Below are 19,867 nucleotides of genomic sequence, written 5' to 3'. Positions count from 1 at the left end.
TTCGTAGCCCCTGCCGTGCACGGCCGACTGCTGATCGACTGCGTGGCTGTCGATCGCGGCGCGGATGTCGACGTTGCGCCCTGCCAGCGTGAGGTGTTCGTCGGCGTGCAGGTCGCTGCCGATGGCGCGCAAGTCGCCGCCGGCACGCAAGGTGGCGTTGCCGCCGGCGCTGAGCTGGCTGCCCAGGTGGGCGGTGGTCTGCTCGCGCATGTGGCCGGTGCGCCCGAAAGCCTGGCCGCCCACGGGCGTGTCGCGCTGGCTGCCGATGCCGACGGCGAGCACGTTGATGTCGCCTTGCGCATCGACATCCAGATCGTTCGCTGCCTGGATGCGCGCGCCCAGCAGGTCGATGTTGCCCAGCGCCTGCATGCTGATGCGATCGGCCATGACGGTGGCGATGCGGTCGGCGTTGGTGGTGGTGCCGGTGCTGGTGCCGTGCGGACCGTCGATGCGCGCATGGCTGGTTTGCGTGGTGGTGCGCAGCACGATGTCGCGCGCGTTCAGGCTCACGCTGCTGTTGGCGCCCAGGCCCAGGATGTGGCCGCCGCCGCTGTCGAGTTGGTTGTCGGCGGCGACATCGACGCGGTGGCCGGCCAGGGTGCCGCTGGTGGCGATGTTGCGCGCCTGCAGGACGAGCTGGCCGCCGCTGCTGCGGCCCGTGGCGTCGGCATCCTGGCGGTGGGCGACGATGGTGCCGCTGTTGACGAGGTCGCCGGCGGTGCGCAGATCTACATTGCTGCCGGCGATGAGGGCGCCTTCGGGCCGCAGGTCGCCTTCGACGGGGCGGCGCAGGTACAGCGTGGGCACCAAGGCTTGCGTGGTTCCACCATCGCGTAGGGCGACGGTGCGCATCTCGAGCCACACGATGTCGGTGGTCAGCAGCGCCATCTGCTCGGCCGAGAGCGCCACGCCGGGACTGAGCTGGTACTGGCGCGCAACCAGCACACCGGCGTCGAGCAGCGCCTGGTATTGCGCTTCGCTGTCCTGGTAGCCGCTGAGCAAGCGCCGGCCCGTCAGGGCCAGCACCTGGTCGTCCATCAGCCGTTGCTCGGCGAAGCCGTCGCCGTAGCGCCGCAGCGCGTACTCGCCGTCCAGCCCCAGCTGGTCGAGGAACTCCTGGCTGGAGGTGTAGTAGCGGCCCGCGGTGAAGGCGGCGTCGGTCTGCACCAGCGGCGCACGCGGGTCGCGGCCGATGGCAAAGAGCTGGTTGGCCGGGGCGCGGACGGCGCCCTGCGAAGCGACGGTGGCATAGCCCGCGGCCTTGATGGGGGGCGGCGCGCCGCGCTGCGAAGCGCTGGCCTGGGCCTGTGCCGAGCCCGGCGGCACGTAGGCGGGCAGCACGCGCAGGAGCGCCTGCGGGGCGGTGACGGCGCCGAGCTGGCCGGCGCGTACGTCGGGGGCGATGACGCTGCCGCGCAGGGTCGCTTCGACGGGTGGGGGCTCGGCGCCAGGGGTTGCTTCCGGCGGGTGTTGGGTCGCAGGTGTCGCAGGCGTGTTCTGCGCCACGGCACCAACGGTCGGCCTGGCGGCCGCGGGCGCAGCCGGGGCGCGGTTGCCCGCGGCCGCGTGCAAGGCGGGCTGGCCGCCCTGCTGGTTCTGCAGCACGGGCAGGCTGAAGGTTTTGGTGACGGGGGCGTCGGCGAGCGGTTGGGGGGCGGATCGCTCGCGGCTGAAGCTGTCGCGCAAGCCGCGGCCGCTGTGATCACGCCGATCGAAGACTCGCGTGCCCTCGTACGTGGTGTGTCGCGTCCCCTGGCTGGCAATGTTGTCGAGGGCGGTGCCGTCGATAGTGCCGGCCGCGACGACGACGGCATCGACGTTGCGTCCCCCGCTCAGGTGCATGTCGCCGCCGGCGAGCACGCGGCCCGGGCGGCTGTCGGTGACGATGGTCTCTTCGATGCGCTGGCCGGTGAGCGTGGTCTCGTACCAGTCGTGGAAGCTGCGGCCTTGCAGGTCGTCGTTGAAATCTGCGATGGCCTGGTCCAGCGAGACGTAGGCCTGCTGCAGGCTGGCGGCATAGGCATTGAAGTCCTGCCAGTAGGCGCCGCAGGCACCGTGGTCCACACGTACGTCGGTGACGAGGCTCTCGCTGTGGGTGACCGTATCGACGCAGCTTGCAGCCGGCATCTCCGGCGGCTCGCCCGGGCTGGGAACGCCGAAGCGCGCCCAGACGGGATCGTCAGGCCGATACGCGTATCCACACGAGCCAATGCCTTCGTGGTCGGGGACGCAGCTGATTGCGGCGTCTACGAACTCATCGCCGAACGTCTCGAACGGGTAGGTCGTGCTGGGCACCACCCACCTGCCGCCCTCGCTCTTGATGTCGTTCCAGCCCAGCTCGCCGGGCTCGAAGCTCCCAGGCAGGGTGTTCGGGGTGATGATGAGCCTAGACAGCGCCTCGTGGCGCGTGTGCGTGCCCGTGCGCAGGCCGGTGTTGAGGTTGTCCAGCGCGCCGGTGATCGACAGATTGCGTTGCGCGCTCAGGGTGGCCGCGTCGTTGCGCGCGGGGCCTGCGATCTTGAGGTCCTGGGCGCTGTGCACGAGAGCCTCGCCGGTGTTCTCCAGGCCCTCGGGCAGCTCCAGCACGATGCCGCCGGTGCGGCTGGCGATGACGCCCGCGGCATCGTTGTGCAGCCGCTGCGCGCTGATGGCGATCTCGTCGCCATAGATGCGACCGAGATTGCGCACGCTCTTGGCCCGGACGGTGGCCGGGCCGGCGCTGGCGTTGACGAGGCCGAGGTTGGTGAGCTCGCCTGCGATGTCGAGCGCGGTCTCCTGGCCGGTGATGACGCCCTCGTGGCCGTTGTGCAAGGCGCCTGCGCTCAGTTGCAGCTTGCGCTGAGCGCTGATCACGCCGTGGTTGTCCAGGCGCCCTTCGGTGTGCATGCGCAGGTCGGTGCCGGCGGCGATCAGCCCCTGGTGCGTGTAGTCGCCTTGCAGCTCCAAACTGAGCGCGCGTTGCGAGGTGAGCTGGCCATTCCCACTGAGCTGCCCGGCCTTGACGGCCAGGCTGTGCTGCGCGTCCAGGCGGCCCTGGTCGTTGCGCATTGCCCCGGTGTGGACATCTGCGGTGTCGGCGGCGATGTGGCCGCCGGCGTTGTCGAGGGCGCCGGTCACGCGCAGCGTGGCCTCGCCCATGGCGACGATGGCGCCCTGGGTGTTGTCCAGAGCGCCGGCCGTGACGCTGGCGTGCCGTCCTGCGAGCAGGCCGGCGCTGGCGCTCGCGGACGCGGGGTCACCGCGGGTGCCGGCGTTGTCCAGCGCGGCAGCGTCGATGGTGAGGTCGCGTGCGGCGAACACCACGCTGCGCGGGCCGCTGTTGTCCAGCGCGGCAGCGTCGATGGTGAGGTCGCGTGCGGCGGACACCACGCTGCGCGGGCCGCTGTTGTCCACGGCTGCGGCCTGCACGAGCAGGTCGGCCTGGCTCAGGATCGCGCCGCCGCGGTTGTCGATGCGGCCGGCGCTGGCCACAACGCTGTGGTCCCCGCCCACCAGGGTGCCGCCCTGGTTCGCAATGGAGCTGGACCGCTCGACGGCCAGGGCACCGTCGGCACCGATATAGCCGCCGCGGTTGTCGAGCGCACCGGCGTCGATGCGGATGTCGCCGGTGCTGACGATGCCGCGCTTGGCGCCGCTGTCGGTGTTGACCAGGCGCTGGCCGAGCGTGTCGATGTGGATGCCCCCGTCGCCCGCTTCGAGCACGCCGGCGCGGTTGTCGATGGCTCCCGCGATGAGCAGCGCGTGGTCGGCGGAGATGACGCCTTCGGCGTTGTGCACGTCGGCGTCGATGCGCACCTGGCGCCCGGCAATCAGGCCGCCCTCGTTGAGCAGGCCGCCTCGGCCGACGCCGGCTTCGTCATCGACGGCGGCTGTGTGCGGCGGCGGGCTGCGCACGGTGAGGTCGCCACCGGCGAGCAGGGTGCCGGCGCGGTTGCGAAGCTCGCCCACGCGCAGGTGCAAGGCACCATCCGCCTGGATGTGCCCGCCCTCTTCGTTGATGAGGACGCCGGACGTGGTGAGCTGCATGTGGCCCGCGGACGCGATCAGGCCGCCAGCGTTGTCGGTGCTTGCGGCGCTGGCCTGCACGCTGGCGCGGCCCACCAGGTGGCCGGCCCGGTGGCTCCAGGCAGCGGTGCCGGCGTCCAATGCGATGTGCTGGCCCTCCAGCTGCGCGCCGTCGGTGCGGATGCCTTCGGCCGCGATGCCGAGGTCTCCTCCGGCCAGCAGCTTGCCCTGGCCCAGGTCGAGCGTGCCGCGCACCTGGGCGCTGATGTCCCCGGCAGCCTGCCACTCCCCTCCGATGAGGCTGCCCGCCTCGATGCGCAGATGGCGGTCGCTGACCGCGCTGGCGCCGGCGGCCTGCACGGCGTCGGCACGCAGCGTGAGGTCGCCCACCGCGGACAGCAGGCCGCCCTGCAGGCTCAGGCGCGCTGCATCGATGGACAAGCCCGCGCCGGTGACGATGGCGCCGTCGCGGTTGTCGATGTCGGCCGCGACGAGGTGCAAGGCGCCATCGCTGTAGAGCCTGCCGCCCTGGTTGTGCAGGCCGGCCAGACGCTCGAAGGTGCCGCTGGCGCCGGCGATCAAACCTTCCCCCGTGTTGCGCAGCCACGCGCCACGCGCATCGATGCGCAAGCCGCCGTTGGTGCGCAGCTCGCCCGTGCTGTTGTGGATGCCGGTGGCGGCCACGCTGAGCGCATCGAGGCCGACATCGCTTGCCAGCCACTGGCTTTGCTGCTGGTTGTCGAAGACGCCTGCGCCCGCATCGACGTGGATGCGAGCCGCCTCTACTACCGCGCCATGGGCTGTGATGCCCTGCGCTGCGGCATGCACGTTGCCGGCTGCCGTGAGCTGCGCGTCCATCAAGGTCAGCGCCCCTGTGGCGTGCAGGCTCAACGCGTCGGCCGTCGCGAGCGTGCTGCGCTCGAGCGTGAGGCTTCGGCTTTCCAGCTGCATGCCACGCTCGGCGATGAGTGTGCTGTCCGCGATGTGCAGTGCGCTAGCGCTCGACAGCGCGAGCGCGCCGTCGGCGGCCAGCTGCTGGTGATCGATGCGCTGGCCGTGCAGGCTCAGCGCGCCGCCGGAGAGCAAGGCACCCCGCGCGGCGGCGGTGCCGGAGATGTGCGGGGCGTCCAGCGCCAGCTCACCGGCCGCATGGATGGTGCCGCTGTTGCGCAGGCCCTCGGGCAGGCGCAACCCCAGCGGCACGCGGGCGTCGAGCTGCGAGAGGCTGCCGCTGTTGTCCAGCCGCGGTGCGTCGATCACCAGCGTCTGTGCCTGCACCGACGCGGTGGTGACCAGCCCACGTGCAGCAGCGACGGCAAGTCGGCCGTCGCTCTGGGTCCGGCCCGCGAGGTGCACCTGGCCCGCACTGGTCAGGGCCATGTCGCCGGCAGCGGTGGTGTCCTTGACGGCGAGGTCGCCGTCGGCCGACAGCACCAGCGCGCCGGACAGGCTGGCCAGGCGCCCGGTGCTGTTGACGCCCAGGCCCTTGTCGGTGGCGATGAGATAGATCTGATCGGCGTACATGCCGCCCAGGTGGCGCACGTCCACCGCAAAGCGCGGGGCCGCATCGGTGGCCTCCAGGGCGGTGGCCGCCAGGCTGTCGTACGCCACCTGGTTGGCGCCGACGATGGCCCGCAGCTCGCGTGCGTGGATGTCGCCCTCGACGAGCATGCCGCGCGCGAGCAGGTCCAGGCGCTGCTGGTCGGCTGCGTTCAGGCCGCCCGGCCCGATGCTCAGGAGGCCCTGGCGAACGCTGAGGCCGGTGAGTTCGCCTCGGGGGCCGAACGCGGGCTGGCCGGTGCTCAGCGTCGCGCGGGACGTGTTGATGAAGCCGCAGCCGTCGCACACGATGCCGTTGGGATTGGCGACCACCAGGTCGGCCCGCGTGCCGGCGATTTCCATCGGCCCGCGCAGGGCGCTGGGGTGCGCGCCGGACACTTCGTTGAGGATCACGCGCGCGGGCGTGTGACCGAGCTGCGGGTTGCCCTGGACGCGTCCGCCCAGGTGCGTGTTCGTGGGGTGTGCGCTGTTGTTGAAGATCAGGCCTTCGCGGCCGACGTTGAACTGCTCGTAGCGGTTGCGGCTGACGCCCGCGCCGCTGGGCGGGGCGATGAGGACCAGCGGCACGCCGTTGGTCGCCGCATCCAGCAGCGGGCGCTGGCCGGCCGGGGCGCCGGCGGCGGCGGCCACTTGCGCGTAGGCCGGAGCGCCGGCCAGCAGCGTCTGCGCGGTGAATACGGCAGCCAGCAGGGCAGCCAGGCGGCGGCGCCAGGGGTGGGCCGGCGCAGCGCGGCGCGAGTGCGGATGAAGCAGCATGCGGTGGTGCTCGTGGTCTTGTGATCGGTGGAGGTGGCGGCGCCGTTGGCCCCGTGTGCCAGCGGCACGCGGTGGGTGATGAACCCGCATCGGGCGCACCGGCAAACGCAGAAGCGGCAGGCTAGCGGCGCTTCGCTTGCAGCCGGCTTGCAGCGGCTTGGCATGCATGGGCGCAACGAAGGGAAGCGCAGATAGCCCATCCGTGCGTCATGCAGCAGGCGCGTGACGGCGCAACGGCGACGCTGCAGGCGCCATGACCAAAGGCCTCGCGATAGGCGCCGTTGTGAAGATGGGACACGCTGCGTTCGGCGCAGAGGCGGCGAGTCGCCGCGGTGCACCGCCTCAGCTTCAGAAACTGAGCGACAGCCTGAGGTAGGGATTCACGCGCCTGGTGGCGAAACCGTCAGGCTTGTGGACGGGTATGGCCAACATGACCTCGAATTGCAACGACTCGCGCCGCCCGCGCACTCCCACGGCCGCCCCCGACAAGCTGTTGCCGACGAGATAGACATCGCTGGGGCCCCACACCCGCCCGTGGTCCAGCGCGAGCACCAGGATCGTGTCCATGCCGGCGACGACGGGCATGGACGTAGTGAGTTCGTTGCGCAGGAGGTAGCCGTTTTCCGCCAGCAGCACGGCGGCGCCGTCGAAGCCGCGCACGCTGGAGCGTCCGCCGATGGCGATCTGGTCGATGGACAGGGTGGTGTCGGTGGTGTGCTGCGCATTGAATGCGGGGCTGAAGCGCCAGCGGCGCTCGCCCCACGTGAAGTCATGCTGCAAGCCGGCCGCCAGCGTCCATATGCGCGGACGCAGGGTGGGGCCACCCTCCTGCGCCCCTTCCAGGTCCGCTTGCGCCCGCCGCCACGGCATGCCTCGCCGATAGGCGATGTTCAGGTCGAGCACCGACTTCTCGAACACGTGCTTGTAGCTCGCACCGGTTTCCACGGTGGTGGTGCGCCGACGCTGCACGAGGATTTCGGTGTCGTCCAGGAAGCTCGCGGCACGGCGCGTGGACAGCCCCGCCTGCAGCCCGAACTGGCTGCTGGACGTGCGCCAGAGCGTGTGCTGCAGCCGCGCCTGCGCCGATTCGCTGCGGCCGCTGGAGAGAAAGCGAGCCGTCGTGCCCTGCACCGTCTGGACGAAGCGGCTCTGGTCCGCGGACAAGGTCAGCACGCTGTATCCCAGGGGGATGCTGTAGTTCAGGGCCGCGCTCTGGCTGCGGTGGTCGGCGGCGAGCTTTTCGACATTGGTATTGAGGTTGAACGACACGATGTCGCTCAGGCCCAGCGCATTGTCCAGCGCCAGGTTGATCGCGAGCTGCGTGCGGCCCAGGCTGTGGCTGCCGCCGTTGTCCAGCGATGCGCCTGCACGAACACGGCCACTCAACGGGGCCGCTTGCCGCTCAATGATGAGGTCGCTGGTGCCCGGCTGCTCCCCCGGCTCCAGCCGCGTGGTGACACTCTGGCTGGGCAGCCGGTTCATGTTCTCGACACCCTGCTCCAGGTCCTGGATGTTCAACACCCGGCCTGCGCTGGTGGGGAAGGCGTTGTGCCAGGTACCCCATGCGGGTTCCTCTTGCAGCGGCGGCGACTGCGCATCGACCATCCGGACCTCTCCGATGCGCCCCACATCGACGTGCACCAGCAGCTGGCGGCCGCGCAGGTTCTGCGCAGGCAGGGCGACTCGGGTGGTGGCATAGCCTGCTTCGCGCAGCGCGCGGTCGAGTTCGCTGGCGATGACCCCCAGGCCCTGTACGCCGACGCAGTGGCGCAGGAAGGGCTCGGCCGCGTCGAGCAGCCAGCGAAAGCGGGTGGATCCGGTGCCCGTAAGCGCAACCTCCTCGACGACGAAGCATGGCTGCTCCACCGGCAAGGTGCGCGCCGTCGGCGGGGCCGCCTGGGGACGCAGCTCGCTCGCGCTCGGCTCGCCAGAGCGCACCTGCTCGCGCGTGCGCTCTTCCTGCCGGCGCAGACCTTCCTCGATGGCCGCTGCGGGCGAAGCGGATGGACGAACCTGCGCGTGGCTGGCCAGGGCCAGGCCGCACAGGGCCGCTGCAATCCACTCGCGCGGCGCAGCGGGGCGCGTGGCGAAAAGGCGGATGTGCCGCGCGCGCCGCGTGGCCGACGGGCGCCATGAACGCACAGACATTGAACTCATTGCCCCAACCCTCTTCTCGCGCCGGCAGTACCTGAACGCGCCTTCCTCGACGGCGGTGTCGCCACGGCGAAAAATCGGGCAGGTTAGGGGCGCCGGCAACCAGGCGCTTGCAGGGAGCTGTCAGCTTCCGGGGTGGTGGGAGACTTGCGCGAGGTGGACGCAGCGTCCGTCAGGGCTGTCGAGCCTGGCAGGAGGTGCAGGAACGTGATCCTGCGCCTTGGTCTCAGACGCCGAGCGAATCCACCAGCTGTTTCCACGAAATGACGACCTGCTTCGCAGGGACACGAAACGCGTGAAAAGGGATCGGCTGGAACGAGCCTTCGCTCATGGGTCCGAGTTGGGGCATATCCCCGAGCGCCATCTGCGCGAGCTTCCGGCCGAACAGGGCCGCCAGCGCGACACCGCGCCCGTTGTAGCCCATGCCGTAGTGAACACGCGCTTGCAGCGAGCCGATGTGCGGCACGGTGTCCAGGGTCACGGCAACCAGCCCGAACCACTGGTGCCGAACGCGGACACTCTCCAGCTGTGGGTAGATCGCCAGCATGTCCCGCCGCAGCCTGTCGTAGATGCGCTGCGAGGCACGACTGGACGCACCGCCACGGCCTCCGAAGAAGAAGCTGCCGTCGCGCAGCACGCGGTAGTAGTTGGTCAGCCGCTTCGCGTCGGTCGCCGCTTCGCCGTCGGGAAGGATGGTGCTGCGCAGCGCCTCGGGCAGCGGCTCGGTCGCGATGACCGCCGAAGCGACGGGCACCACGCGCTTTGCCAGCGCCTTGCCGGCCGGAGTGAGGTCGCTGTACGCATTGGTGGCCAGCAGCAGTTGCCTGGCGCGAACCCGCGCATTCGAGGTTTGGATCACCACCGCGTCGCCCGAACACGCCCACGACAGCACCGGCGTGTCGCAATGGATTTTCACGCCGTCCGCGTGCAGGCCCTTGGCCAGCGTGATGCAGTACTCGAGCGGATGAATCACCGCGCCGCGCGGCTCGAGGTAGGCGGCCGTGTAGAACGACGTGCCTGTCTTCTGTGCGGCCTCCACCTCGTCTGCCACGCGAGGCCACGTGTCTGCGAGTCTCGACGCAAGCCACTGCACGTCCTGCGAAAAACGCGGCACGTCGCTCGCGCTGACCACCGGCGTAAGGTGGCCAGTCCGCGCGAACCCGCAATCGAGTCCCCGGCTGCGCACGATGCTCTCCAGCGTATCGAGCGCGTCGTGCGCCGAGCGGTACATCAGCGCTGCAACGTCGAAACCGTACTTGCGTTCCAGCTCTGGGTAGGTCCACTTGTAGCGAGGCACCGCAATGCCGCCGTTGCGTCCGCTCGCGCCCCAGCCGATGCGGTTGGCCTCCAGCACGGCGCATTGCAGCCCAGCCCGTTGCAGGTGATGCGCCGCCGACAGGCCGGTGAAACCTCCGCCGACGATGGCAACATCGACTTCGGTGTCCTCGGCCAGCGCAGGAAAGGCGCAATGCTGCCGCGCGGACGCGGCCCACCACGAGTCGGGGTATTGCTGCACCAGGTGCGGCGACCTAGTCGAGGTACCCGATGTTGGCGCGCCTGATGACCTCGCCCATCTTGTCCTTCTCGCGCAACTTCTTCTGCGCGAGGAGCTCCGGTGTCGGGCTGCTCACCGCCATGGCGCCAAGTCCATTCATTCTCGCCTTGACTTCGGGCAGGTCCATGACCTTGATGATGGCCGCACTCAAGCGGTCGATCACCGGCCTGGGCGTGCCCGCCGGAGCTTCGACCCCTTGCCACACGATGAACTCGAAGCCGGGGAAGGTTTCCGCCACGGTGGGAATCTCGGGCGCGGCCTCGACACGCTTCGAACTCGTCACGGCAAGGGCCTTGAGCTTGCCGTTCTTCACGTGATTGAGCGACGCGGGGATCGAGTCGAAGAAGACGTGGCACTCGCCGCCCATCAGCCCGATGAGAGCGGGCCCCGAACCCTTGTAGGGGATGGGTGTCATCTCGATGTCCGCGGCCTGCATGAACAGCGCCGCAGCGAGCTGGGAGCTGCCGCCCGCACCGTACGTGGCGTAGTTCAGCTTCTTCGGATTGGCCTTGGCATAGGCGATCAGTGCAGCCACGTCCGCATGGGGCGAATCCGGCGGGGTCACCATGATCGTCGGCGCAGCGGTGATCTGCGAGATGGGCGCGAAATCCTTGATGGGGTCGTACGGGAGCTTGCGGTACAGGTTGGGCGCGACGACATGCGTGCTCGTGGTCATCAGGAGCAGCGTGTAGCCGTCGGGCGGCGCCTTGGCGACGTGCTCGGTCCCGATGAACCCGCTGGCGCCGGCCTTGTTCTCCACGACGACGGATTGGCCGAGCTCGGCCTGCAGCTTCTCGCCCACGACCCGGGCGACGATGTCCGTCACGCCTCCGGGAGGCCAGGGCACCACGAGCCTGATAGGCCGGCTCGGATACTGCTGTGCGGCAGTCCAGCCGCTTGCGGATGCACCCGCCACGAGGGTTGCTGCCTGGAGCACGAGACGTCTTTTCATGGAAACCGCCTTTCAGAGAGTGGGTGGGCGTTGCCCGACGACAAGGAACCGGATCTTTTCCGCTTCGACGATGTGCGATCTGGCTGCTGCGGCCGCCGCTGCGGGATCGCGGCGTGCGATCGCATCGACGATGGCCATGTGCTCCGCGCCAGCGACTTCCCGACGTTGTGCGTACGTATAGGTTTGCAGCCCCAGCAAGGCGACGGCGTTCTCGATCGCGTCGAGCGACCGCTGCAGAAACATGTTGCAAGAGGCGGCGTAGATCGCCTGGTGCAGCCGGTGGTTGAGCGTGCCCAGGCGCTCGGGCGTGAGGTCGGGGCGCCATTGCTCGCAGATGCTTCGCATCATCTGGATGTCGGCAGGCCTGGCGTGGAGGGCAGCCTGCCCGGCCGCGACGCCCTCGAGTTCCGCCCACGCGGTGTAGAGCTCCGTGACCTGCTGCGGCGACAAGGTGGTGACGGTCATCCCATCGCCCGCCGGCGTCACGAGCCCCTGCACCTCGAGCCGCTTGAGCGCCTCGCGCACTGGCGTGCGGCTGACTCCGAGGCGCTCCGCGAGCTCGTGCTCGCGCAGCCGGTCGCCTGGGCGCAGCTTGCCGTCGCGGATCGCGCTCGTGATCGCGTCGCAGACGACGCCCACGCGAGAGCCTTTGCGCAGCGGGTGCGGAATTTCCTCCCCTGTCACTTCGCGACCTCGACAGTCGGTGTCCAGCCGTAGATCTCACGCGCCTTCTCGGCGGAGACATAGCCGTACGCGACGTCGCGTTCGATGAGGGCGCGCGAGCGCTTCCGCGGGTCGCCCAGCCCCGCGCCGCCAGGGATTTCGCACAGCATCGTGCCGCCCGGGGGCACGCTCGCGTCGCCGCCACCGAATGCCTGCTTTCCATTGATGATGAGCCGGCCGTTCGGGCCGTCCTCGCCGCCCAGGAGGCCCGGCACGGTGAAGTGATAGCGCCCCCCGCGAAAGCCGATGAGAAACGGGCCGTCGGGGCCGATGTCGCCTTCCAGCACGACCATCTCGAAGCGCTGGCCCAAGCCACCGCGGAAGCGGCCTGCGCCAGCAGAGTCCTCCCACAGTTCCCGCCGTTTCACCAGGGCGGGAATATCACTTTCCAGTATCTCCACCGGCGTGTTGCCGATGTTCACGGGGAAGGTCAGGCACGACACGCCGTCCTGGCCGGCCCGCGCGCCGAGGCCGCCGTTCGCGGCGTTCAGCGGCGCGAAGCTCGTGCCGTCACGGCGCTTGCCGAAGATGTACTGCGCCCACAGCGGCGTGGAACCCGATGCGGCGACCACCCGGTCCGGCAGCGCCGGCGCAAGGGCACTGAAGATCGTCTCCGGAATGAAGTTGCCGATGCTCGTGCGGGCGAAAACCGGCGCGGGGAATCTCGCATTCACGACGCTGCCTTCCTCGGCCACGATGCGGATGGGACGCATCGAACCCTCGTTGCCCTGTACCGGCAGGTTCAGCAGGGCCAGCACCGCGAACATCGAATAGGCCGCCGTGTAGCGGATGGTGCAATTCACCGCGGGCCGCACCTGCGCCGAACTGCCGGTGTAGTCGAGCGTGAGTTCGTCGCCCTTGACGGTGACTTTCACCTTCAGCCGTATCGGCTGGCCGTCGATGATCTCGATGGGTGCTTCGTGCGTGTACTCGCCGTCGGGGATGCGTTCGATCTCCGCGCGCGCAAGTTCCTCGCTGCGACGGATGATCTCGTCGGCAAGCGGCTGGAAGTCGCGCCAACCCTGCTCTGCACACAGTTCGCGCAGGCGCTCGCAACCGACGTGGTTTGCCGCGCATTGGGCGCGCAAGTCGCCCAGCACTGTTTCAGCCAGGCGGACGTTGCTCGCGATGAAGTTGAAGACGTCCTCGTTCGGCTCACCTGCCTCGTACAGCCTGCACACCGGAATGCGCAAGCCTTCTTCGTAGTTGTCGCGGCTCTCCGTGGTCGCGCGGCGGCCACCGATATCGACGTGGTGTGCCGAACAGGCGCCATACCCGATCAGTCGTCCTTCGTGGAAGGCTGGTGTCACGATGAAGATGTCGTTGTGGTGGCCGCTGCCGTGCCACGGGTCGTTGCCGATCAGCACATCGCCCTCGCGCAGGGTTTCCGGCGCGATCTTCTCCAGCATGTGCGTGAGCATGGGCGCCAGGCCACCCGCGATGCCGGGCGTGCTGTCGGTGGAGCGCACCAGCAAGCGCGCCTGGGCATCGAACACGCCGCAGGCGTAGTCGTTCACGTCCCGGATCACCGACGAGAAAGAGGTGCGAACGAGCGCGGCGGCGAGTTCGTCCACCGAGGAGCCGAGCCGCCGCCACAGCATCTCCAGGCTGACCGCGTCGATGTGGCCGCCGCTGGCGACGCGGACCTGCATGCGCGGCAGGCGGACGATGAGGCTGCCGCTCTTGTCGATGGTCAACGTAGCCCCGACGCCAACGATGGTCGTGGACTCGGGCTCTTCGACGATCGCCGGGCCATCGATGGTCGCGCTGGCGGGGAGTGCCGCGCGGTGGTAGACCGCATGTTCCACGAACTTCTCGCCAACGGGACACCAGGCGTCTCGACGCCCTGCGCGCGTGACCGTCCCGCTCGCGGCAACAGGCGCAGCATCGGCGAAGGTCTTGCCCGGAGCGAAGGCCGTCACGCGCAGGCTCATCACCTCGAGCTGCAGTTCGTCGAACACGCGGCCATACAGCTTCTGGTAGACCGCGTTGAACGCGCTGCGCAACGCCTGCTCGAAGCCGCCGGCTCGCAGCATCTGCGGCGCGATGGGGACCGCCACGTCGTAACCCTGGCCCACGTAGCGCACGTCGGCCGAGCGCTCGAACCAAGCCTGTGCCGGGTCGGTGCTTCGCGGCAAACCGTTGCGCGCCTGCGCTTCCATGTCTTCGTAGAGCGCATCGAGCTTCGCCGCATCTGCACTCGCCGCCCGCGTGCGATACGTGCGGACCGTGTCGAACGAAGCAGGAGCGATCAGCATGCCGAACGCAGACGCCACGCCGGCGCGCGGCGGAATGACCACCGTGTGCGCCCCGATGCGTCGTGCCAGGTCGTAGGCATGCACGGGACCCGCTCCTCCGAAGGCGACGATCGCGCAGCTGCTCGGGCTCTCGCCTTTTTCCGCCACGTAGACCTTCGCGGCGCTTGCCATGTTCTCGTTCACCACGCTGTGAATGCCCCACGCCGCCTTCTCGGTGGAAAGGCCTAGCGGAATGCCCAGCTCGAGTTCGATCGCGGCTGCCGCTTTCTCGCGATCGAGCGGCATGCGCCCGCCAAGAAAATAGGTCGGGTTCAGATAGCCCAGCACCAGGTCCGCATCCGAGACGGTGGGTTCGGTGCCACCCTGCCCGTAGCTGACCGGGCCGGGCATGGCCGATGCGCTTTCCGGGCCCACTTCCATCGTGCCCTTGGCACTGACCTTCGCGATGCTGCCGCCGCCGGCCCCGATTTCCATCAGATCGACGACCGGAACACGCACCGGGATTCCGCTGCCACGCTTGAAGCGGTGCACGCGATCGACCTCGAGCTCGTTGACCCGCCCGACCCGACCGTCCGCGACCAGGCACATCTTGGCCGTCGTGCCGCCCATGTCGAACGCCAGCACCTTGTCGAAGCCTGCCAAGCGCGCATAGTGCGCCGCGCCGATCATTCCGGCCGCGGGGCCTGATTCGATGATCTGGACCGGAAACTGGCGTGCCATGGCCGCCGAGTTGAGTCCGCCGCTCGACTGCATCAGGAGGAATTCGCCACCGAACTTCACGTCGGCGAGGCGCCCGTCGAGCCGCTTCAGATAGCGGTCCACCACGGGCTTTGCATACGCGTTGACCACAGTGGTCGTCGTGCGCTCGTATTCCTTCAGTTCGCGCAGCACCTCGTGTGAAAGCGTCACGGGGATGTTCGGCGCGATCCGCGCGGCGATCTCGCCGATGCGGATTTCGTGCGCGGGGTTGGCGAACGAATTCAGCAGGCACACCGCGATCGACTGCGCGCCACTGGCCAGCAGCGACCGCACAGCCGCCTCGACCGAGGCTTCGTCCAGCGGCGCAAGGACCCGGCCCGACGTATGCACGCGCTCGTCCACTTCGGTGCGCAGGGGCCGCGTGACCAGCGGCTCGGGAAAGCGGATCTGCAGATCGTTCCCGTCATAGCGCTTCTCGCGGCCGATCTCCAGTACGTCGCGAAATCCTCGGGTGGTGATCAGCCCCGTCAGCGCACCCTTGCGCTCGATCACCGCATTGATGACCAGCGTGGTGCCATGTACGAGCATCCCGGCCTCGGCGACCGCGCCTGGCGCCAGGGCCTCGAGCCCGCGCAGGCCGTCCTCGATTCCGCGCGAGGGATCGTCCGGTGTGGTGAGGACCTTCTCGACGTGGGCGGTGCCCGTCTTCTCGTCGATAAGGAGCAGATCTGTGAACGTGCCGCCGATATCGCAGCCGATGCCGATTGCCATTGCTTCTCCATGCGCAGCAACTCCTGCTGCGAGCGACCTCACGTTAGTCGTGCATGCAGCTGCATGCAAGACCCGGGTTTACCCTGGTCGCACAGGGACAGGCGGGCAACGTGGGCACAGCGGATGCACGGCACAGCTTCGCTTGAGGATCAGCAGCGACCGACCCGCCGAAGGGCGCTCACGAAAGCACAGGCCCACCGGAAAGGGTCGGTCGAGTACCCCTGAACATGCGCTGAGGCCACCGGAGCGAGTCCACAGAATCGGCAAGGAGCAGACCTTCCGGCCGTCGGGGTACAGCGCACGCGGATGCCGCGCGGATCACTCCATCCGGCCTGAGCCAGACGGGGCGCCGGCGCGCTGTCGCCGAAAGGCTCTAGGCGCCCGGTACGACGGGAGACGCTTGCGCATCACCGCGTCACGGACAAGCGCGCGAGCTGGGTGCCGTCCACGCCGCCATCGGCCCGCGCCGTCTGGCGCGCGATCTTGCCGGTGTAGTCGCGCGCTTTAGCCGCATCGTCCCGGCGCTCGGCAGCCAACGCTGCGCCAGCCATACCCCGCAGGCGATTCGGCTCCTTACTGAGAACGGCCTCGAATTCCCGCAGCGCACCGGCTGCGTCCCCGCTGTCCAGGAGTACCTTGGCGAGAACTTCGCGCGCCGGCAGCAGTGGCCCGGGCGTGACCGCGTGCTTTTCACTGGCATCCTCGCGGGCAGCCGCCGCCTGCAATGCGGCAATACCGGCCTTGACGTCTCCCGACCTGGCGGCGGAGAAGCCGCGCACGACATCCGTCTGGATACCGATCTGCTCGACCCAGTATCCCAGCTTGAGTTCCGTCGCCCGGTCGCGCAGCGCCTGTAGCCGTGCGAGCTCGGCCGAGACCCCCTCCGCATCGCGCAATGCCGCTGCACCCAGCGCGCGTGCGTAGGCGTTGTTTGCTTCCGCCTGCGGGTACTTGGCCCAAGGGTAGGCGCCCGCTGCAGGTGTCAGGGGCAGCTTCGCGGCCGCTGCCCAATCGCCGCGTTCCAGCGCCAGCCTGGCTGGCATGGACGCGTATGAGAATGCCGCGGCAAAGTGATCGGGCGGCGTCGGATTCGATAGAGCGCCGTCTCTCACCAGGTGAGCCGCACGGTCCTGGCCCATCTGAAGGTAGGCGTACACCATGTAGTCGTATGCATGCGGCGAGTTCCAGGTCTTGCCGCCGTCGGCATTGGCGGATGCTGTATTCGAAGCCACCGACTCCGCCCATGCGCCCACGCGCGTGAAGATGTGCGAAGGCATGTGCTGCGCGTGCGCAGCGGCGGGCGCGATTTTGCTGTAGCGCCGCGCAGCTTCGAGTCCGTGGGCGGCCAGCGGAGGGTAGTCGTAGCTGTGGATCAGGTAGTGCGTCACGCCGGGATGGTCCGGTTCCTTCGCGAAAACCGCTTCCAGCTGCTTCGCAGCCTTGAGCTGATTGCCGTACTGCTTGTCGGCCGGGTTGAAGTTGGCGGACAGGACCAGGCTGTACAGGATGGTTGCTTCGGAATCGTCGGGATACCGCGCAGCAACGTCCTGCAGCGCGGCTTCGAGCGCCTTGGCGCGGGCGGCGTGATTGAGCTTTTCGGTGTCCTTGAAAAAGACTGCCAGCGCATCCACCAAATCGCGCTCCCGCTGCGTCTTGAGTCCGGTCTTGCGTGCGCGCTCCATGAGCTCAGCGCCATCGGCGAGCGTCTTCGCAGAGACATTGCCGGGCCAGCCAAATGGGTTGTCCAGCGATGCGAGCGCGGTCGCCCAATGGGCCATGCCGCAGCTGCCATCGGCCTGGAGCGTTCGCTCCAGCGGCGCCTTCATCTGCTCCATGACGAACGAGTGGTAGTAGGCCATTGCAAGGTTGAACTCCCGCTGAGCGGCCTCGTTGCACGCCACCTCGAAGTGAACCGTTCCCAGCTTGCCATGGTGCGACTCGTGCGCCGGGTCGCTTGCCTGCGTTTGAATCGGATACGCGACGCACAATGCTGCGAGCGCGACAGTGCTTCGTACTAGAGATGCATACATGACGGCCTCCTATGGCACGTTCCTCCCGAATCGGGCGGGCAACGATTAGGAACTCGCCGGAATTCACGGTCAAGCCTGGCCGTGCTACTGCCGGGAAACCCGAACACCCCCCTTGTCGCCCCCTACTGGACGCGTACGACCAGCATCTGCGGGAGGGGCGCCGGGCTATCGATTCGGCGCAAGCGCCTTGTTTGAATAGGCGTGCTGTGCAGTGCCATCGCGGGGGCGGCCCCTGGCCCGCTCGCAACGCAGCGTAGGTCCAGTGGAGAGCGAGGGCGAAGTGGCGTAGGTCCGCTTCGGGCCAGGAGCCGCCGTCAAGCGGCTACCGTCCCCCGCACAGCCCAGGCCAATGCGGCGAAGGATCGCGGACCATCGATCTCGCCGTCCAGGTACGCCGCCCGCACGGCTTGCTCCAGCCGCTGCCGGCGGGCGTCGTCGAGGCTGCGCACGTACTCCGCGCCGGGTCCGTCCTGGCCCAGGTAAGGCTGCCAGTAGTCCGCGAACGAAATGAATTCCATCCGAACGGTTAGTACAAACTCGCGCACGTCCACCAGCCCCGCGGCCTGCCATGCGGCCTGCATTTCGCCGGGCCTCGTCATCGGTCGGGTGTAGTTGCGCGCGCGGCGTTCGCCGGCCGCCGAATCGAGCACCGCCGCCGTATCCCAGAAGAGGCGGTTGGCAACGAAGCCGCCTCGCACGTCCCACACGGTGGCGGCAACCGTCGCTCCGGGCCTCGCGACACGCACCATCTCCGCAATCGCAGCCTGCGGATCTGGAACGAAATGGAGCACCAGCATCGAAAGCACGCAGTCGAAGAAAGCATCCGAATAGTCGAGGCGACATGCGTCACCCACGGCGAACCTGATGGCTGGCGCCGGGTATTGGCGTCTCGCGTACGCCACGTAGGCGGGCGAGATGTCGATACCGTGGACCTCGGCGTCGGCGCGGGACGCCCACACGGCTCCGCACAGATGGCCGGTGCCACAGCCCACGTCGAGGATGCGTTCGGCATGCACCACATCCGAGAAGTCGAGGAACGGGCCTGCCAGCCGCCTGCTCCATCGGCCCATGTTGAGCTCGTAGCCTTCACCGTTTGTGGCGAAAAAAGTAGACGAGGCGGCCACGGCTTTTCCTTCTCTTCGTCGCCAGTGGATCGCAGGTTAGCGCAAGCCGATGCCAGAGCGAAGTCCCGGAGTCTCCGAGTCTCAGAGCATGTTCTTGGTAGGGCGTGCAGGACTTGAACCTGCGACCAAGGGATTATGAGTCCCCTGCTCTGACCAACTGAGCTAACGCCCCCTGGAGCCGGATTGTAGGCAGCGCCGTCGAGCGCGACGGACCGCGACCCGGGAGCTCTCTCGCTACTGCTTGTTGTGGCTCAGCGCGTTGCTCACCAGCTTCGACGTGATATCGACGATGTGGATCATGCGGTCATAGGGCATGCGGGTGGGGCCGATGACGCCCAGCGTGCCGACCACCTGGCCATCGACCTCGTACGGTGCGCTGACGATGGACAGCTCTTCGAACGGCACGACCTGGCTTTCGCCGCCGATGAAGATGCGCACGCCCTCGGCCTGGCTGGAGATGTCCAGCAGGCGCATGAGCTGCGTCTTCTGCTCGAACAGGTCGAACGCGCGGCGCAGCTGGCTCATGTCGCTGGAGAAGTCGCTCACGGACAGCAGGTTGCGCTCGCCGGAGATGACCACCTCGTCCTGGGCCTGGCTCATGGCTTCGGAACTGGCGTCTACCGCGGTCTGCATCAGTTTCGCGATTTCGCCGCGCAGGGTATCGACCTCGCCCTTGAGTCGCTCGCGCACCTGCTCGATGGCAAGGCCGGCGTAGTGGGCGTTGAGGAAGTTGGCGGCCTCGACCAGCTGCTGCTGGTTGTAATCGACCTCGGTGAAGACCACCCGGTTCTGCACGTCACCGTCGGGCGAGACGATGATGACCAGGTAGCGCCGCTCGGAGAGCCGCAGAAACTCGATGTGCCGGAAGACCGAGGTGCGGCGCGGCGCCATGACGACGCCCACGAAGTGCGACAGGTTGGACAGCAGGTTGGCCGCGTTGGTGATCACCCGCTGCGGCTGGTCGGGTGCGAGGCTGGCGGCGGGCAGCTGGTCGCGCTGGACGGTGAGCATGGTGTCCACGAAGAGCCGGTAGCCGCGGGCGGTGGGCACCCGACCGGCGGAGGTGTGCGGGCTGGCGATCAGCCCCAGCTCCTCCAGGTCGGACATCACGTTGCGGATGGTGGCCGGCGACAGCTCCAGACCCGAGGCGCGCGACAGGGTGCGCGAGCCCACGGGTTGACCCTCGGCGATATAGCGCTCGACCAGGGCTTTCAACAACAACTTGGCACGGTCATCGAGCATCTTCAGCGGGTTCCTGCCGAATTTTAATGATGTAATCT

Annotated in this window: 9 protein-coding genes and 1 tRNA gene; all 10 read right to left on the bottom strand. The window is 68.5% G+C overall.

Annotation, left to right across the window (positions count from 1 at the left end; all coding sequences use genetic code 11):
* The coding region (locus tag WG922_RS14760) for a two-partner secretion domain-containing protein (protein ID WP_340283475.1) at positions 1-6,321 on the bottom strand (6,321 nt) is incomplete at its 3' end.
* A gap of 348 nt (positions 6,322-6,669) precedes the next feature.
* Entirely contained in the window at positions 6,670-8,469 is a 1,800-nt protein-coding gene (locus WG922_RS14755) for a ShlB/FhaC/HecB family hemolysin secretion/activation protein (RefSeq protein WP_340283473.1), read from the bottom strand.
* A 232-nt stretch (positions 8,470-8,701) separates the two neighbouring features.
* Positions 8,702-9,991 carry an NAD(P)/FAD-dependent oxidoreductase gene (locus tag WG922_RS14750; protein WP_340283471.1) on the bottom strand — a complete coding sequence of 430 codons (1,290 nt, stop codon included), beginning with the start codon at positions 9,989-9,991 and terminating at the stop codon, positions 8,702-8,704.
* A 13-nt stretch (positions 9,992-10,004) separates the two neighbouring features.
* Positions 10,005-10,982 carry a Bug family tripartite tricarboxylate transporter substrate binding protein gene (locus tag WG922_RS14745; RefSeq protein ID WP_340283469.1) on the bottom strand — a complete coding sequence of 326 codons (978 nt, stop codon included), beginning with the start codon at positions 10,980-10,982 and terminating at the stop codon, positions 10,005-10,007.
* A gap of 12 nt (positions 10,983-10,994) precedes the next feature.
* On the bottom strand, positions 10,995-11,621 hold the full coding sequence (locus WG922_RS14740) for a GntR family transcriptional regulator (RefSeq protein ID WP_340283467.1): 627 nt from the start codon (positions 11,619-11,621) through the stop codon (positions 10,995-10,997).
* Positions 11,622-11,662: 41 nt separating this feature from the next.
* A complete protein-coding gene (locus WG922_RS14735) occupies positions 11,663-15,433 on the bottom strand; it encodes a hydantoinase B/oxoprolinase family protein (RefSeq protein ID WP_340283466.1) in 3,771 nt (1,256 codons plus the stop codon).
* A 407-nt stretch (positions 15,434-15,840) separates the two neighbouring features.
* A complete protein-coding gene (locus tag WG922_RS14730; RefSeq protein ID WP_340283465.1) occupies positions 15,841-17,463 on the bottom strand; it encodes a hypothetical protein in 1,623 nt (540 codons plus the stop codon).
* A gap of 314 nt (positions 17,464-17,777) precedes the next feature.
* Positions 17,778-18,587: a class I SAM-dependent methyltransferase gene (locus tag WG922_RS14725; protein ID WP_340283464.1), complete on the bottom strand. Its 810-nt coding sequence runs from the start codon at positions 18,585-18,587 to the stop codon at positions 17,778-17,780.
* Positions 18,588-18,682: 95 nt separating this feature from the next.
* A tRNA-Ile gene (locus WG922_RS14720) sits at positions 18,683-18,759 on the bottom strand.
* Positions 18,760-18,821: 62 nt separating this feature from the next.
* Positions 18,822-19,829, bottom strand: a complete 1,008-nt coding sequence (hrcA, locus tag WG922_RS14715; RefSeq protein ID WP_340283463.1) for a heat-inducible transcriptional repressor HrcA — start codon at positions 19,827-19,829, stop codon at positions 18,822-18,824.
* Between the last annotated feature and the right edge of the window lie 38 nt (positions 19,830-19,867).

Source organism: Ramlibacter sp. AN1015, from assembly GCF_037726105.1.
GTDB lineage: Bacteria > Pseudomonadota > Gammaproteobacteria > Burkholderiales > Burkholderiaceae_C > Ramlibacter.
This window is presented reverse-complemented; position numbering and strand designations above follow the sequence as displayed.

Bases quoted from the DNA above. Each gene is read 5' to 3' on its own strand.
- hrcA (WP_340283463.1), bottom strand. From the start codon at position 19,829: ATGCTCGATGACCGTGCCAAGTTGTTGTTGAAAGCCCTGGTCGAGCGC.
- WG922_RS14730 (WP_340283465.1), bottom strand. From the start codon at position 17,463: ATGTATGCATCTCTAGTACGAAGCACTGTCGCGCTCGCAGCATTGTGC.
- WG922_RS14745 (WP_340283469.1), bottom strand. From the start codon at position 10,982: ATGAAAAGACGTCTCGTGCTCCAGGCAGCAACCCTCGTGGCGGGTGCA.
- WG922_RS14755 (WP_340283473.1), bottom strand. From the start codon at position 8,469: ATGTCTGTGCGTTCATGGCGCCCGTCGGCCACGCGGCGCGCGCGGCAC.
- WG922_RS14735 (WP_340283466.1), bottom strand. From the start codon at position 15,433: ATGGCAATCGGCATCGGCTGCGATATCGGCGGCACGTTCACAGATCTG.